Annotated in this window: 13 protein-coding genes, 1 tRNA gene and 1 pseudogene; all 15 read left to right on the top strand. The window is 69.2% G+C overall.

Annotated features, from left to right (window positions below; genetic code table 11):
* The first annotated feature begins 104 nt into the window (after window positions 1-104).
* The 15 genes and pseudogenes from QP165_RS05270 (at window position 105) to ccmC (ending at window position 13895) form a co-directional block, all read left to right on the top strand.
* Window positions 105-941, top strand: a complete 837-nt coding sequence (locus QP165_RS05270; RefSeq protein ID WP_333994247.1) for a type II secretion system protein N — start codon at window positions 105-107, stop codon at window positions 939-941.
* A 41-nt stretch (window positions 942-982) separates the two neighbouring features.
* Window positions 983-3220, top strand: coding sequence for a type II secretion system secretin GspD (gene gspD / locus QP165_RS05265; RefSeq protein ID WP_333994246.1), 2238 nt, complete (start codon window positions 983-985; stop codon window positions 3218-3220).
* Window positions 3217-4854: a GspE/PulE family protein gene (locus QP165_RS05260; protein ID WP_333994244.1), complete on the top strand. Its 1638-nt coding sequence runs from the start codon at window positions 3217-3219 to the stop codon at window positions 4852-4854. Before gspD ends, QP165_RS05260 begins: the two co-directional genes overlap by 4 nt.
* 9 nt (window positions 4855-4863) lie before the next feature.
* Window positions 4864-6090, top strand: a complete 1227-nt coding sequence (gspF, locus tag QP165_RS05255; protein WP_333994242.1) for a type II secretion system inner membrane protein GspF — start codon at window positions 4864-4866, stop codon at window positions 6088-6090.
* Between the two features lie 8 nt (window positions 6091-6098).
* Window positions 6099-6554 carry a type II secretion system major pseudopilin GspG gene (gene gspG, locus QP165_RS05250; RefSeq protein ID WP_082445719.1) on the top strand — a complete coding sequence of 152 codons (456 nt, stop codon included), beginning with the start codon at window positions 6099-6101 and terminating at the stop codon, window positions 6552-6554.
* A 226-nt stretch (window positions 6555-6780) separates the two neighbouring features.
* On the top strand, window positions 6781-7269 hold the full coding sequence (locus tag QP165_RS05245; protein ID WP_333994240.1) for a GspH/FimT family pseudopilin: 489 nt from the start codon (window positions 6781-6783) through the stop codon (window positions 7267-7269).
* Window positions 7259-7438, top strand: coding sequence for a type IV pilus modification PilV family protein (locus QP165_RS05240; RefSeq protein ID WP_333994239.1), 180 nt, complete (start codon window positions 7259-7261; stop codon window positions 7436-7438). Before QP165_RS05245 ends, QP165_RS05240 begins: the two co-directional genes overlap by 11 nt.
* 8 nt (window positions 7439-7446) lie before the next feature.
* Window positions 7447-8439: a type II secretion system minor pseudopilin GspJ gene (gene gspJ / locus QP165_RS05235; RefSeq protein WP_333994237.1), complete on the top strand. Its 993-nt coding sequence runs from the start codon at window positions 7447-7449 to the stop codon at window positions 8437-8439.
* Window positions 8426-9421, top strand: a complete 996-nt coding sequence (gene gspK / locus QP165_RS05230; protein WP_333994234.1) for a type II secretion system minor pseudopilin GspK — start codon at window positions 8426-8428, stop codon at window positions 9419-9421. The genes gspJ and gspK overlap by 14 nt, the downstream gene beginning before the upstream one ends.
* Window positions 9422-9472: 51 nt before the next feature.
* Complete coding sequence (gene gspL / locus QP165_RS05225; protein WP_333994232.1) at window positions 9473-10507, top strand: type II secretion system protein GspL; 1035 nt, start codon at window positions 9473-9475, stop codon at window positions 10505-10507.
* Between the two features lie 2 nt (window positions 10508-10509).
* Window positions 10510-10986, top strand: coding sequence for a type II secretion system protein GspM (gene gspM / locus QP165_RS05220; RefSeq protein WP_333994231.1), 477 nt, complete (start codon window positions 10510-10512; stop codon window positions 10984-10986).
* A pseudogene (gene gspN, locus QP165_RS05210) lies at window positions 10983-11728 on the top strand (type II secretion system protein N). The gene gspM and the pseudogene gspN overlap by 4 nt, the downstream one beginning before the upstream one ends.
* A 39-nt stretch (window positions 11729-11767) precedes the next feature.
* Window positions 11768-11844 (top strand) — tRNA-His (locus tag QP165_RS05205).
* Window positions 11845-11993: 149 nt separating this feature from the next.
* Window positions 11994-13043, top strand: a complete 1050-nt coding sequence (locus QP165_RS05200) for a Leu/Phe/Val dehydrogenase (RefSeq protein WP_333994229.1) — start codon at window positions 11994-11996, stop codon at window positions 13041-13043.
* A gap of 126 nt (window positions 13044-13169) precedes the next feature.
* Entirely contained in the window at window positions 13170-13895 is a 726-nt protein-coding gene (ccmC, locus tag QP165_RS05195; protein WP_333994226.1) for a heme ABC transporter permease CcmC, read from the top strand.
* Window position 13896: the final 1 nt, after the last annotated feature.

Here is a 13896-nt window from a genome sequence, read left to right as displayed (position 1 = left end):
GACCAGGATTAATCTATCGGCGCCTTGACGCGTAACTGTAACATGGCATGCCTAGGCGGGCAGGGGGCCTGGGTGGCCGGGGACTGTGGCGGGAGGGTTTGCAGATGCGATTGACGTTCGACGCGCGCGCGCGCCGCATCCTGCGACGATTGCCCGTGATCACGATCTATTCGGCCGCCGAACTGGCGCTGATGGCGGGGCTGGCGGTGCAGTGCGCGCGGCTGATCTGGGTCGCGGTGACACCGGTCAGTCCACTCGGCGCGTGGCGCCCGGTGCCGGTCGCGGTTGCGGGCGCGACCGCCGACATCCTGCGGGGGTTCGACCCGTTCTTCCGCCTCGGCACGCCCGCGAGCGCCGGGCCGGCAACCGTCACCGCGCTGCAACTGACATTGTTCGGGACGCGGATCGACGATGCGACGGGACGGAGTTCGGCGATCCTCGCGGGGGCCGACAGCGTCCAGCGCAGCGTCGTCGTCGGCGAGGAGATCCAGCCCGGCGTCAAGCTCAAGGCAGTCGCGTTCGATCATGTGACGATCGATCGCGGCGGCGTCGACGAGGACCTGTTCCTCGACCAGTCGGACGCGGTCGCGCCCGTGTCGCCGACGGGCGCACCCGGTGGGGCGATCGGCGGCGGCGCATCCGCGACGGGCGCTGGCATCCAGATCGGCCAACTGCGCAGCGACATCGGCTTCATCCCGCGGATCGACGGCGGCCGCGTGAGCGGGCTGACGGTGCGATCGCAGGGATCGGGCGCGGCGTTCCGCCAGGCGGGGCTGCGCGACGGCGACGTCGTCACCTCGATCGGCGGGCGCCCCGTCAGCGGCCCCGCCGACCTCGACCGCGTCGCGACCGATTTCGCCAAGGGCGGCAACGTCCCCATCACCGTCGAGCGCGGCACCGATACGCTGCCGCTCGCCATCACGATCGCCCCTCCGCAATGACGCATTCGCCGTCCCCCGCTTCTCGAAACTCCAAGGCCGCAATGAAGAAACTGGTTCTCGCCTCGGTTCTGGCGCCCGTGCTGGCGTTCGCCGTCGCGAGCGAGGCGCGCGCGCAGACGACGCTCAACGTCCGCGATGCCGATATCCGCGCGTTCATTGCCGATGCCGCCAAGGTCACCGGGCGGACGTTCATCATCGACAACCGCGTCGCGGGCAAGGTGACCGTCGTCACCGACCGGCCGCTGACGCGGTCGGAATATTTCGAGGTGTTCCTCTCGACGCTGCGCGCCAACGGGCTGGTCGCGGTGCCGACGTCGAACGGGGCGTTCAGGGTGCAGCCGCTCGACAATGCGGCGTCGCAGCCGAGCCGGATCGGCGTCGCGGGTGCCGCGCGCAACAGCTATGTCACCGAGATCATCCGGCTGCGATCGACCGACGCGACAAGCGCGGTCGACACGGTCCGGCCGTTGGTCAGCGCGCAGGGGTCGGTCACCGCGAACCGCGGCGGCAACAGCCTGGTGGTCGTCGACTTCGCCGACAATATCCGCCGCATCCGCGAGGTGATCCGCCGGATCGATACCGACAGCTCGTCGACGCGCGTCGTCGCACTGAAGAATGCGAGCGCGAAGGAGATCGCGACCGCGCTTCAGGGGCTCATCGGGACGGGCACCGGCGGTGGGCAGGGCGGCGGCGCGGCTGCGACCGGGCCGAGCGCGTCGGTGGTCGCGGTCGAGGGATCGAACGCGGTCGCGCTGCGCGGCGACCCGACGACCGTCGCGAGGCTGGCGCAGGTGGCGGCCGATCTCGACCAGAAGGCGCGCAACGGGACCGAGATCAAGGTCGTCTTCCTCGAAAACGCCGATGCCGAGCAGCTGCTGCCCGTGCTGCAGGAATTGGTCGGGCAGACGCCGACCCAGCCGACCACGCAGGCGCTGTCGCGGTCGAATTTCGGCGCGAACAGCGGCAGCAACGGCGGTGGCGGATCGGGCTTTGGCGGCACGCAGCAGGCACAGGCGATCCAGCCGGTCCAGACCAGCGGCGGATCGTCGGGATCGGGGTCGGGCCAGCCGGCGATCACCGCCGCCGGGGGACGGACTGCCGCGGTCGTCACGCGCTTCGTCGGCGCGAACGCGATCGTCATCGCCGCACCCGCCGAGATCCAGCGGCAGCTCGCCGAGGTCGTCCGCCAGCTCGACACGCGGCGCGAACAGGTGCTGGTCGAGGCGATCGTCGCCGAGGTGTCGGACACGACCGCGCGGACGCTCGGCGCGCAGTTCATCGTCGGCGATCCCAGCGGCGGGGCGTTCGGCGCGTCGACCTTCTCGAACTCGGCGCCCAACATCCTGCAGATCGCGGGTGCGATCGGCGCGCGCTCGATCACGGGCAACGGTACGATGGTCGTCGCGCCCGATGGCACGCGCACGGAAACCAACACGCCCAATGCCGCCGCGGACTCGCTCGCGCAGTCGGCGATCTCGTCGATCCTCGCCGCGACGGGTGGCTTTGGCGGGTTCGGCGGCAAGATCGGCAGCACCTTCTTCGGCGCGATCATCAACGCGGTGAAGAGCGACACGACGTCCAACCTGTTGCAGGTCCCGCATCTCGTCACGCTCGACAACCAGGAGGCGCACAGCCTGGTCGGGCAGGAGATTCCGATCACGACGGGGCAGGCGCTCAGCAACAATTTCGACAACGCGTTCCGCACGACGCAGCGGCAGAATGTCGGCATCGAACTGACCGTGCGGCCGCAGGTCAATTCGAGTGGTACGGTCAAGCTCAACCTTCGCCTCGAGGTCAGCTCGATCGCGGGACCGGTGTCGAGCGATAATAGCGACCTGATCCTGAACAAGCGCGAGGTCGAGACGACGCGGACCGTCGACGACGGGCAGATCGCGGTGATCAGCGGGCTGCTCGACGATAATGAGCGGCGGACGATCGAGAAGATCCCGCTGCTCGGCGACCTGCCCGTGCTCGGGCATCTGTTCACGTCGAAGGCGAAACAGCGCTCGAAGACCAATCTGATGATTTTCATCCGCCCGACGATCCTGCGCACCGCCGCGGACAGCCGGCGGATCACCGAGCAGCGTTACGGCTATCTGCGGTTGCAGCAGGGTCTCGCCGAGCCCGAGCGCGAACCGTCGATCGACCAGCTGGTCCGCGATTACCTCGGCGCCGCGCCGCCGATCCCGTCCGGCCCTGTGCCAGGGAGCATCGAGGACCCTCGGATCGCGGTGCCGGTGCGGACCTCGACGACGGTGTTCCGGCCGGTGAAGAAATGATCATCCGCGAGGGCTTCCCCGCCGATCTCGACACCCCCGGCGGAGGCCGGGGTCCAATTGGGCGAAGCCGTCGACCCGATCGAGCCCCTTGCCCAATTGGACCCCGGCCTTCGCCGGGGCGGGGACCCAGCGGGGGCGACCTTCCCCAGATCACCATTCCCTATGGCTTCGCGCGCAAGTTCGGCGTCGTCGTCGACCACACCGAGACCGACTCGCAGCTGACGATCGCGATGCGCGCGGGGGCGGATCCGAAGGTGCTGCTCGAACTGCGCCGCTATCTCGGTCGCGCGTTCGATGTCGGCCTGGTCGAGGCGCCCGCGTTCGACCGGCTGCTGTCGAACGTCTATGCGATGGACGGACAGGCCAACGCGCTGGCCGCGGTCGGGATGGGCGACGAACTCGACCTGCTCGCAGGCGACATGCCGACCGCGGAGGATCTCCTCGATACTGCGGACGATGCGCCCGCGATCCGGCTGATCAACGGGATCATCGCCGACGCGGCGCGCAACGGCGTGTCCGACATTCATATCGAACCCTATGAAACGGGGCTCGTCGTCCGGATGCGGATCGACGGCGTGCTGCGCGAGACGCTGCGGATGCCGCCCAACGTCGCGCCGGTCGTCGTCAGCCGGATCAAGGTGATGGCACGGCTCGACATCGCCGAGCGGCGCGTGCCGCAGGACGGCCGGATGGGGCTGACGCTGGGCGGCAAGCTGCTCGACGTGCGCGTCTCGACGCTGCCGAGCCGCGCGGGCGAACGCGTCGTGCTGCGTATCCTCGACAAGGAGAATGCCGGCATCGACCTCGAGGCGCTGGGCCTGCCGCCCGCTTTGTTCGCGCTGCTCAACGAAGCGTTGAGCGAACCCAACGGCATCATCCTCGTCACCGGGCCGACGGGCTCGGGCAAGACCACGTCGCTCTACGCCGCGCTGCGCCTGCTCAACGATGGCAGCCGCAACATCCTGACCGTCGAGGATCCGGTCGAATATGCGGTCGACGGCGTCGGCCAGACGCAGGTCAATCCGAAGGTCGGGCTGACATTTGCGGCGGGACTGCGCGCGATCCTGCGTCAGGATCCCGACGTCGTGATGGTCGGCGAGATCCGCGACCGCGAGACCGCCGAGATCGCGGTGCAGGCGTCGCTCACCGGGCATCTCGTGCTGTCGACCGTCCACACCAACGACGCGATCGGCGCGATCACGCGGATGCGCGACATGAAGGTCGAGAGCTTCCTGCTCGCCTCGACGCTCCGCGCGGTGATCGCGCAGCGGCTGGTGCGGCGGCTGTGCCCGACCTGCCGGAAACCCGTGGCGGCCTCGGAAACGGTCGCGCCGCTGCTGGGGATCGCGCCCGATGCGGTGGTCTATGTCGCGCAAGGCTGCGACGACTGCAACCAGACGGGATACAAGGGCCGGATCGGCGTGTTCGAGGCGGTCCGCGTCGACGACACGATCCGCCGCCTGATCAACACCGACGGCCATGAATCGGCGATTACGGCGCATGCGTTCGCGCGGTCGCCGAACCTTGCCCAGTCCGCGCGCGACCTCGTGCTGTCCGGCCAGACGACGGCCGAGGAAGCGGTTCGCGTGTCGCGGCGCGATACGACCGAGATCGTCGGCGAGCCGGCGGCGTGATGCACCCGCATGGCTGATTTCGACTATCTCGCCATCGATACCAAGGGTGCCGAACGCCGCGGCCATGTCGCCGCGTCCGACATCGACACCGCACGCGCGACGCTCGATGCGCGCAAGCTCTACGTCGTCAAGATCACGCCTGGCGCGCCGCCGCAGGCGACCAAGGGCCGCCCGCTGTTCGGGTTGCAGCTCGGCAAGCCCAAGATGTCGGGCAAGAATCTGACGTTGTTCACGCGCCAGCTCGCGACGCTCAACCGCGTGTCGCCGCTCGAGGAATCGCTCCGCACGATCACGCGGCAGACCGAGCAGGACAGCGTCCGCGCGATCGTCCAGCATGTTCACGCGGGCGTCGTCGAGGGCCGGCGTCTCGCCGATTCGATGGCGCGCGAGCCCAAAAGCTTTCCGCCGCTCTACCGCGCGATGGTCGCGGCGGGCGAGAGCTCGGGGTCGCTGCCGACGATCCTCGACCGGCTCGCCGCGCTGCTCGAGCGGCAGGCGGAGATTCGCGGCAAGCTGATCACCGCGCTCGCCTATCCCGCGATCCTCGCGCTGGTTGCACTGGGCGTCGTCACCGCGCTGATGATGTTCGTGGTGCCGCAGGTGGTCGAGCAGTTCGATACGGTCGGCCAGGAACTGCCGCTGCTGACGCGGATGGTGATGGCGTTTTCGGCGTTCCTCGTCGGCTATTGGTGGGTGATGCTGCTGGTCGTCGGGGTCGCCGCGCTGGGTGGGTGGCAGGCATTGAAGGACCCGTCGATCCGGCTCGCCTTCGACAGCTGGCTGCTGCGGATCCCGCTGCTCGGGCGGCTGCTGCGCGATCTGCATGCGGCGCGGATGGCGCGCACGCTCGGGACGATGGTCGCGAGCCGCCTGCCGCTGCTCGACGGGCTCAACCTGACCGCCAGCACGATCCACAACCGCCGCCTCCGGCTCGCGTCGGACCAGATCGTCGAGGCGATCCGCGGCGGTGGCAGCCTGTCGGCGGCGATGCGGCGCGCGGGCGTGTTCCCGCCGCTGCTGACCTATCTCGCCGCATCGGGCGAGGCGGCGGGGCGGCTCGACGAGATGCTCGAGCGCGCGGCCGACTATCTCGAGCGCGAGTTCGACCGATTTACCGCCACCGCCTTGTCGCTGCTTGAGCCGCTGATCATCGTCGTGATGGGCGGCATCGTCGCCACGATCGTGTTATCCATCCTGCTCCCGATCCTCCAGCTCAACACGCTGGCCGGACAATGAGGTCTCGTATGCGTACCGAACAGAAAAAGCGTCCCGTACTCTCCAGGAAGCGCGAAGCGGGCTTTACGCTGGTCGAGCTGATGGTCGTGATCGTGATCATCGGCCTGCTCGCCACGATCGTCGCGCTCAACGTGCTGCCATCGGGCGATACCGCGCGGATCCAGAAGGCCAAGGCCGACATCGCGCAGATCGAGGGCGGGCTCGAGCTGTACAAGCTTCAGAACATGACCTTCCCGAACACGTCGCAGGGGTTGAACGCGCTTGTCACGGCGCCGGCCGGGCTGACCGATCCGTCGCGCTATCAGCGGGGCGGGTATCTGAAGAAGCTGCCGAACGATCCCTGGGGTCGTCCGTATCTCTATGCCTCGCCGGGGACGCATGGCGAGGCCGACGTCTGGACCTTCGGCGCCGACGGCAAGGAAGGCGGCGAGGGGATCGATGCCGATATCGGCAGCTGGCAGTAAGCCTCTGGCCGGGCTTTCCGTCGGCGTTCGTGCCGGCGGGGGCAGGCGCGGCTTCACGTCCTTGAGGCGGTCCGCCGAACACGGCTTCACGTCCTTGAGGCGTTCCGCCGAACACGGCTTCACGTCCTTGAGGCGTTCCGCCGAACACGGCTTGACGTCCTTGAGGCGTTCCGCCGAACACGGCTTCACGTCCTTGAGGCGTTCCGCCGAACACGGCTTCACGTCCTTGAGGCGTTCCGCCGAACACGGCTTCACGTCCTCGAAGCGTTCCGCCGAACACGGCTTCACGCTGGTCGAGCTGATGGTCGTGGTCACGATCATCGGTCTGGCATCGGCCGTGGCGGTGTTCGTCATGCCCGATCCGCGCGGCCGCGTGTTCGACGAGGCGACGCGCTTTGCCGCGCGGGTGCGCGCTGCACATGACTCGGCGATCGTCGAGGCGCGACCGGTCAGCGTGTGGATCACGGGGGGCGGCTACGGCTTCGACCGGCGACTTGCGGGCGGCTGGACACCGATCAGCGAGAAGCCGTTGCGCGTCGAACGCTGGACCGAAGGTACGCGCGCGACGATCGGGGACCTGAGCGGACGCGTGCGGGTGACGTTCGATCCGACGGGTCTTGTCGATCGACCGGCGACGGTGGCGCTCAGCCGCGGTGGAGCCGAGGCGAGCGTCACGATCGACGCCGATGGCAGCGTGCGCGCCGATGCGCGCTGAACGAGCGATACGCGCGCCGTTGCGCGCGGGACGAATCCGCCGCCCGGAACGGGGCTTCACGCTGATCGAGATCATGGTCGCGCTGGCGGTGTTCAGCCTCGCGGCGATGGCGCTCGTCAGGTTGGAGAGCGCGACGATCCGGGGGCGACGATCCTCGACGATACGCTGATCGCGCAGATGGTCGCGCGCAACGTCGCGATCGACGCGGTGACCGCCGCGCAGCCGCCGACCGCCGGTGCGGTCGCGGGTGCGGAGCCCAATGGCGGGCGAAGCTGGGCCTGGATGCGCAGCGTGCGCGCGATGGGCGGATCGCAGGTGCTGCGGATCGACGTCACGGTGGCGAGATCGCAGCGGCGCAATCCTCGGCCGATCGACGATGATCCGTCCTGCGCCGCGCCAGGCTACGGCAGTGGCGGCGTCGACATGAGCGGGCGGCGCGCTGCCTCGCTGAGGACGCACGCGCACGCGCATGGCGCGGCTGTCTCGTTCATGCCCGAGAGCGGCCAACGTTTCGAACACGCACTCGAAGACGATCGACGGTCCGCCGAACACGGCTTCACGCTCGTCGAGGTGATGGTCTCGCTCATGATCTTCGGGATGATCGCCGCGGCGGGGGCGGCGATCCTGTCGTTCAGCGTGACGGCGCAGCGCACGACGGGCGCGCGGCTCGACGATATCGGCGCGCTGACGCGAACGCTGTCGATTATGTCGGCGGATCTCGGTCAGGCGTCGCTGCGGGCAGCGCGGGACGAATCGGGTGCGCCGATTCCCGCGTTCGTCGGTGACAGCGGGAGTGGCAGCGGCGACGCCCCGATTCTGCGGCTGGTGCGCGGGGGCTGGACCAATATCGACGGTGCGGCACGATCGAACGCGCAGAAGGTCGCCTATCGGCTGAGCGACGGCGTGGTGCAGCGGATCGCCTATCCGATGGTCGATGGCGCGGGCCCGCTGCCGCCCGCCGCGCTGATGGCGGGGGTGACGCGCATCGGGCTGCGCTATCGGCTGGCGGGCGCGTGGAGCGACCGGTGGGACGGCCTGCAGGGTGTGCCATTGCCCGAGGCGCTCGAGCTCACGCTGCAACGCACCGACGGGACGCTGTTCCGCCAGATGTTCCTCGTCGGATCGGGCTATGCACCGCCGCCCCGGGAGGTCGTCAATGAAACGCCGTGACGTTGCAATTCCAGCCCGCGAGCGGGGCGCGGCATTGCTGACCGTGCTGATGCTGGTGGCGATCATCGCGGTGATGGCGGGGGCGGCGCTCGAGAAGTTGCGGCTGTCGACGCGACTGGCCGGCAATGCGGCAGCGGGCGAGCAGGCGCGCGCCTATGCGCTGGCCGCCGAGACGCTTGCGACGACGCGGATCGGGGCGATGCTCGAGGCGAGCCCGAAGCGCGTGACGTTGCAGGGCGACTGGAGCGGCCGGCCGTTCGGGATGCCGTTGCCGGGTGGTGGATTTGCGACCGCGCGCGTGCGCGACGGCGGGAATTGCTTCAATCTCAACAGCCTCGTGAGCGGTCGGGCGGGGGCCTATGTCACCGACCCGCTGATGCGCCCGCAATTCGTCCGGCTGATGCGGCTGCTCGACGTGCCCGTGCAGGTTGCCGAACAGATCGCGGCGGGGACCGCCGACTGGATCGACAGCGATCAGGCGCAGCAGGCGATGGGGGCGGAGGACGCCGCGTATCTCAACCGCGAGACGCCGTACCGGACCGCGGACACGCTGATGACCGACCCGAGCGAGATCTGCGCGGTGGCGGGTATGACGCCGCAAATCTATGCGACGCTGAAGCCGTGGATATGCACGCTGCCCATAGCGCAGGCCGCGCCGATCAACGTCAACACGCTGCTCCCCGAGCAGGCGCCGATCCTCGCGATGCTGTTCCCCGACACGATGTCGATCGCCGGCGCGCGCCAGATGATCCTTCAGCGCCCGCCGCAGGGCGTTGGCAGCACCGATGTTTTTTTCAAGAGCGCGGCGTTGCAGGGCAATGCCAATGCGGATGGCGAGCGCGGGACCGCGATCGTGTCGAAATGGTTCACGCTGCAGATCGACGTGACGATCGGCACGACGGTTCTGCAGGAACATGCGCTGATCGATGCGACGACGCTTCCCGCGCGGCTCGTATCGCGGCAATGGGGCGAAGACTCATGACGACCCTGGTGTTCCTTCCGTCCGGCGAGACCGGTTATCGCTGGATTCTGCATGGCGGACAGGCGCGTCGTCGACGAGGGCGAGGGGATCCCCGCGCCCGATCCCGATGGTGCGACGCTCGCGGTCGCCCCGGCCGAGGCGGTGACGCTCCACTGGGCCGAACTCCCGTCGCGCAGCCCCGCGCAGGCGACCGCGGCGGCGCGGCTTCTCGTCACCGAGGCGAGCGCCGCGCCGCTGGCCGAGCTTCACGTCGTCGTCGGCGACGAGGGCAACGCCGAACGACCGATCGGCGTCGTCGGCAGCGCGGTGATGCTCGGCTGGCTGCGGATGCTCGCGGAGGCGGGGATCGATCCGGTCGCGGTCATCCCCGCACCGATGCTGCTGCCACGCCCGGACGAGGGATATGTCGGCACCGTCCTGGCGGGCAGCGCGATCATCCGCGGGACGACCTGCGGGTTCGCCGACGAGGCGCCGATGACCGCACTCGTCACGGGCGACAGCGCGCCGGTCGCGATCGAGCGCGCAGACCTGGAAGCGGCGCTGGTCGGGGCGGTCGCGGCACCGTCGCTCGACCTTCGGCAGGGGGTGTTCGCACGGCGGCGGCGGTTCGCGCTCGACTGGGCGCTGATCCGGCGGCTGGCGGTTCTTGCCGGGCTCATTCTGGCGGTGACGCTGGCGATCTCGCTGGTGCGGATCGCGAAATACAGCTTCGGTGCGGATATGCTCGCGACGCAGGCGGACCTAGTCGCAAGATCGGGCCTGCCACGCGGCGAGACGGTGACCGACGCGACGCGGCAGCTCGACGAGCGGCTGTCGCGCGTGCGCGGCCCCGGGCTGGGGTTCAGCGCAACCAGCGCAGCGATCTTCGCGGTGGTGCGCGCGGTGCCCGGCAGCGAAATCACCGCGCTCGACTTCCAGCCAAACGGGACCGTGAGGCTGAGCGTGGCCGTCGAGCGCGAATCGCTCGCGACCGATTTGAAGACCGCGTTCGAGGCGGCCGGGTTCGCCGTCCAGGCGAGCGTCTTCCAGGCGGCCGACGGGCGCGTCGCCGGCGACCTGACGCTCAGCACCGGTGGGGGCGCGTGACGATGACGGGACTGCGACACTGGTTCGAGGGACGATCGCTGCGGGAAAAGCGGCTGCTCGTCGCGATGGCGGCGCTGGCGGTGCTGACGCTGATCTGGGGCGCGGTGATCCGGCCCGTCGGCGACGGACTGTCGAGTGCGCGTGAACGGCATGCAAGCGCGGTGACGCGGCTGGGCGACACGCAGGCGCAGGTCGCGATCCTGCGCGAGGCGCAACGCACGCGACCCGCGCCGCTCACGGGCGCGCTCGCCGACGTGGTTCGCGTGCAGGCGGATGTCGCGGGGTTCGCGGTGACAAGCCTCGATCAGGATGGGCCTGACCGCGTCCGGATCGCGATCCCCTCGGCGCGCCCGGCAGCGCTGACCGCCTGGCTGGCACGGCTCGAGCGCGCGGGGATCCTGGTGGACTCGGCGACCATGACCAATTCGGGCGACCGGACGGTGAGCGCGACGATGACGCTGAAGGCGCGCGCGGCATGAGGCGGATCAGGTTGAAAACCGGACCGACCGCGTTGTTCGGCGCGATGCTGGTCGTTGCGCTGCTCGTGTTCCTGCCGATGCGCGCGGCGCTCGGCTGGTTCGGCGTCGGTGACGCGGGGCTCGTGGCACGGCGCGTCACGGGAACGATCTGGGGTGCGACGCTGACCGATGCGCGGTTCGGCGACGTCGCGCTCGGGTCGCTCCACGCGCGGCTGTCGCCGCTGCCGCTGCTGGTCGGGAAGGCGCGCATAGTGCTGGCAGGGCCGGACGGGCTACCCGGGCGCTGCGCGGCGCGGCCAGCGTCAGCCGTCACGGTTTCGGCGTCGATGCACTGAGCGGGACGATCGCGGCGGGGGCGGTGTTCGCGCCCGTCCCGGTGACCGCGCTGGAGCTGGAGGCGGTCACTGTGGGGTTCGCCGACGGCCAGTGCCAGAGTGCGGAGGGGCGCGTGCGGGCGACTCTCGGCGGGACGGTGGCGGGGATCACGCTGCCGCAGTCGGTTGCGGGCACGCCGCGGTGCGACGGGAGCGCGGTGATCCTGCCGCTCGTCAGCCAGGCGGGGACCGAGGGCGTGACGCTGCGGCTGGAGAATGATGGACGGTATCGGGCAGAGCTGACGCTCCAGCCGACCGACCCGGTTGCACAGCAGACGCTCGAAACGCTCGGGTTCGTACGGGGGCAGGCGGGTACCGCCAGGCGATCGAGGGCAGTTTTTGAACGCGAGCGACATCGCGGCGCTTGACGGACCCGGACAGCCCGCTTAGGGGCACGGGCCTTCGCGGCGATCGTAGTTCAATTGGTTAGAGCGTCGGCTTGTGATGCCGGATGTTGCGGGTTCAAGTCCCGTCGGTCGCCCCATTATTTCCCGGTCCTGGTACCGGGCGTTATTTTCCCCACTGGCATTATTTTGCCAAGTCCCTGGCATCGTGCAGCTTTGCGCTGGTAAATCCTGCCGGAAAATAATATTTCACCTTACAGCAATTTTATTCCTCCTGACGGAGCCGGCGATGACAGCGGTTTGGGACCTTCCCGATTTCGACGACCATGAGGGCGTCCACAGCTTTACCGATCCCGAATCGGGTCTGCGCGCGGTAATCGCGCTCCATTCGACCAAGCTCGGTCCGGCGGCGGGCGGGACGCGTTTCTGGCATTATGCCGACAATGGCCGCGCGGTGACCGATGCGCTGCGCCTGTCGCGCGGCATGAGCTTCAAGAACGCGATGGCCGGGCTCGAGCTCGGCGGCGGCAAGGGTGTCGTGCTGGCGGCGAAGCCCGGCGACGTCATCACGACCGCGCAGCTCGAAGCCTTCGGTCGCGCGGTCGAGGCACTCGGCGGTCGCTATGTGACGGCCGAGGACGTCGGCATGTCAGAGGAGCGGATGAAGGTCATCGCGACGCAGACGCGGTATGTCTCGGGCCTGCCGGTCGCAAGCGGCGCGGCGGGTGGTGATCCGGGGCCGTACACCGCGCTCGGCATCTATCTGGGGGTCAAGGCGGCGGCGCAGCGCGGGCTGGGCGCGACCGACATGAAGGGCGTGCGCGTCGCGATCCAGGGCGTCGGCTCGGTCGGCGGCGGGCTCGCGCGGCTGCTGGCGAAGGACGGCGCGGTGTTGACGCTGGCGGACGTCGACGAGGCGCGCGCACAGGCGCTGGCCGGCGAGCTCGGCGCGACGGCGGTTGCGGCCGAAGCGATCCTGACGACCGAGACCGATATCTTCAGCCCGAACGCGCTCGGCGCGATCCTGACCGAGATGTCGATCGCCGCGCTGAAGGCAAAGGTCGTCGCGGGCGGCGCGAACAACCAGTTGAGCGTGCGCGAAGACGGTGCGCGGCTGCATGCACGCGGTATCCTGTACGCGCCGGATTACGTGATCAACGCGGGCGGGATCATCAATGTCGGGCTCGAATATCTCGGCCAGGGCGACGAAGCCGAAGTGAAGTCGCGGATCGCGCGCATTCCCGAGCGGCTGATCCAGGTCTGGGACGAGAGCGATCGCAGCGGCGAGCCGTCGTCGGATGTCGCGGACTCGATCGCGAAGCGACTGATCGGGCGGTAAGCGCGGGACGCGTGTTGCGTCATGGGCGGAGGCGTTGTCCGGCATGCGTCTCCGCCGCGTCTTCGTTGCCGTCGTCGGGCGAAGTCTCGCGTGACGGCCGGGCAATGAGCCGATAAGGGAGCGGCAGTGCCTACGCTCCATGCCTTCGCCAATCCTGCGCGCTTTCTGAAGATCGCCAAGCCGTTGACGCCGCTGCTGTTCTGGGCGGGGGTAGTGCTTGTCGCGATCGGCTGCTGGGCAGGACTGACGCTGACGCCGCCCGATTATCTCCAGGGCGAGACGGTGCGGATCCTCTATATCCATGTTCCCGCCGCGTGGCTGGGCATGGCCGGATGGAGTGGAATCGCGATCAGCAGCATCATGGCGCTAGTCTGGCGGCACCCGCTGGCGACGATCGCCGCGCGCGCGATCGCGCTGCCGGGGGCGGTCTTCGCGGCGTTGTGCCTGACGACCGGGTCGATCTGGGGCCGGCCGACCTGGGGGACGTGGTGGGAGTGGGACGGGCGGCTGACGTCGATGCTGCTGCTGTTCTTCGTGTATCTCGGCTATATGGCACTTGCGAAGGCGGATGCGGATCGTGGCGGCGACGGGCGGATCCCCGCGCTGTACGGCGTCGCGGGATCGGTGCTGCTGCCGATCATCCGCTATTCGGTGGTCTGGTGGAACACGCTGCACCAGGGGCCGAGCATCGGCCTGACGCAGTCGAGCATTGCCGGTGCGATCCTGTGGCCGCTGCCGATCATGCTGCTGGGGTTCACGCTGCTGTTCGCGGGCATCGTGCTGATGCGGATGCGGACGATCCTAGCGGTGGCCAAGGCCGAGGCCCGGATGCGGCGGATGGCGCGGTCATGAC

The organism is Sphingomonas sp. 22R3R2A-7, from assembly GCF_036856055.1.
Lineage (GTDB): Bacteria > Pseudomonadota > Alphaproteobacteria > Sphingomonadales > Sphingomonadaceae > Sphingomonas.
The sequence above is the reverse complement of the archived record's forward strand: the minus strand, read 5'-3'. Positions and strand labels throughout refer to the sequence as shown.

Excerpts from the sequence above, each read along its gene's own strand:
- gspK (WP_333994234.1), top strand. The coding sequence starts at position 8,426 with ATGAAACGCCGTGACGTTGCAATTCCAGCCCGCGAGCGGGGCGCGGCA.
- gspJ (WP_333994237.1), top strand. The coding sequence starts at position 7,447 with ATGGTCGCGCGCAACGTCGCGATCGACGCGGTGACCGCCGCGCAGCCG.
- gspM (WP_333994231.1), top strand. The coding sequence starts at position 10,510 with ATGACGGGACTGCGACACTGGTTCGAGGGACGATCGCTGCGGGAAAAG.
- gspD (WP_333994246.1), top strand. The coding sequence starts at position 983 with ATGAAGAAACTGGTTCTCGCCTCGGTTCTGGCGCCCGTGCTGGCGTTC.
- QP165_RS05200 (WP_333994229.1), top strand. The coding sequence starts at position 11,994 with ATGACAGCGGTTTGGGACCTTCCCGATTTCGACGACCATGAGGGCGTC.
- gspG (WP_082445719.1), top strand. The coding sequence starts at position 6,099 with ATGCGTACCGAACAGAAAAAGCGTCCCGTACTCTCCAGGAAGCGCGAA.
- QP165_RS05240 (WP_333994239.1), top strand. The coding sequence starts at position 7,259 with ATGCGCGCTGAACGAGCGATACGCGCGCCGTTGCGCGCGGGACGAATC.
- gspF (WP_333994242.1), top strand. The coding sequence starts at position 4,864 with ATGGCTGATTTCGACTATCTCGCCATCGATACCAAGGGTGCCGAACGC.
- QP165_RS05270 (WP_333994247.1), top strand. The coding sequence starts at position 105 with ATGCGATTGACGTTCGACGCGCGCGCGCGCCGCATCCTGCGACGATTG.
- gspL (WP_333994232.1), top strand. The coding sequence starts at position 9,473 with ATGGCGGACAGGCGCGTCGTCGACGAGGGCGAGGGGATCCCCGCGCCC.
- QP165_RS05260 (WP_333994244.1), top strand. The coding sequence starts at position 3,217 with ATGATCATCCGCGAGGGCTTCCCCGCCGATCTCGACACCCCCGGCGGA.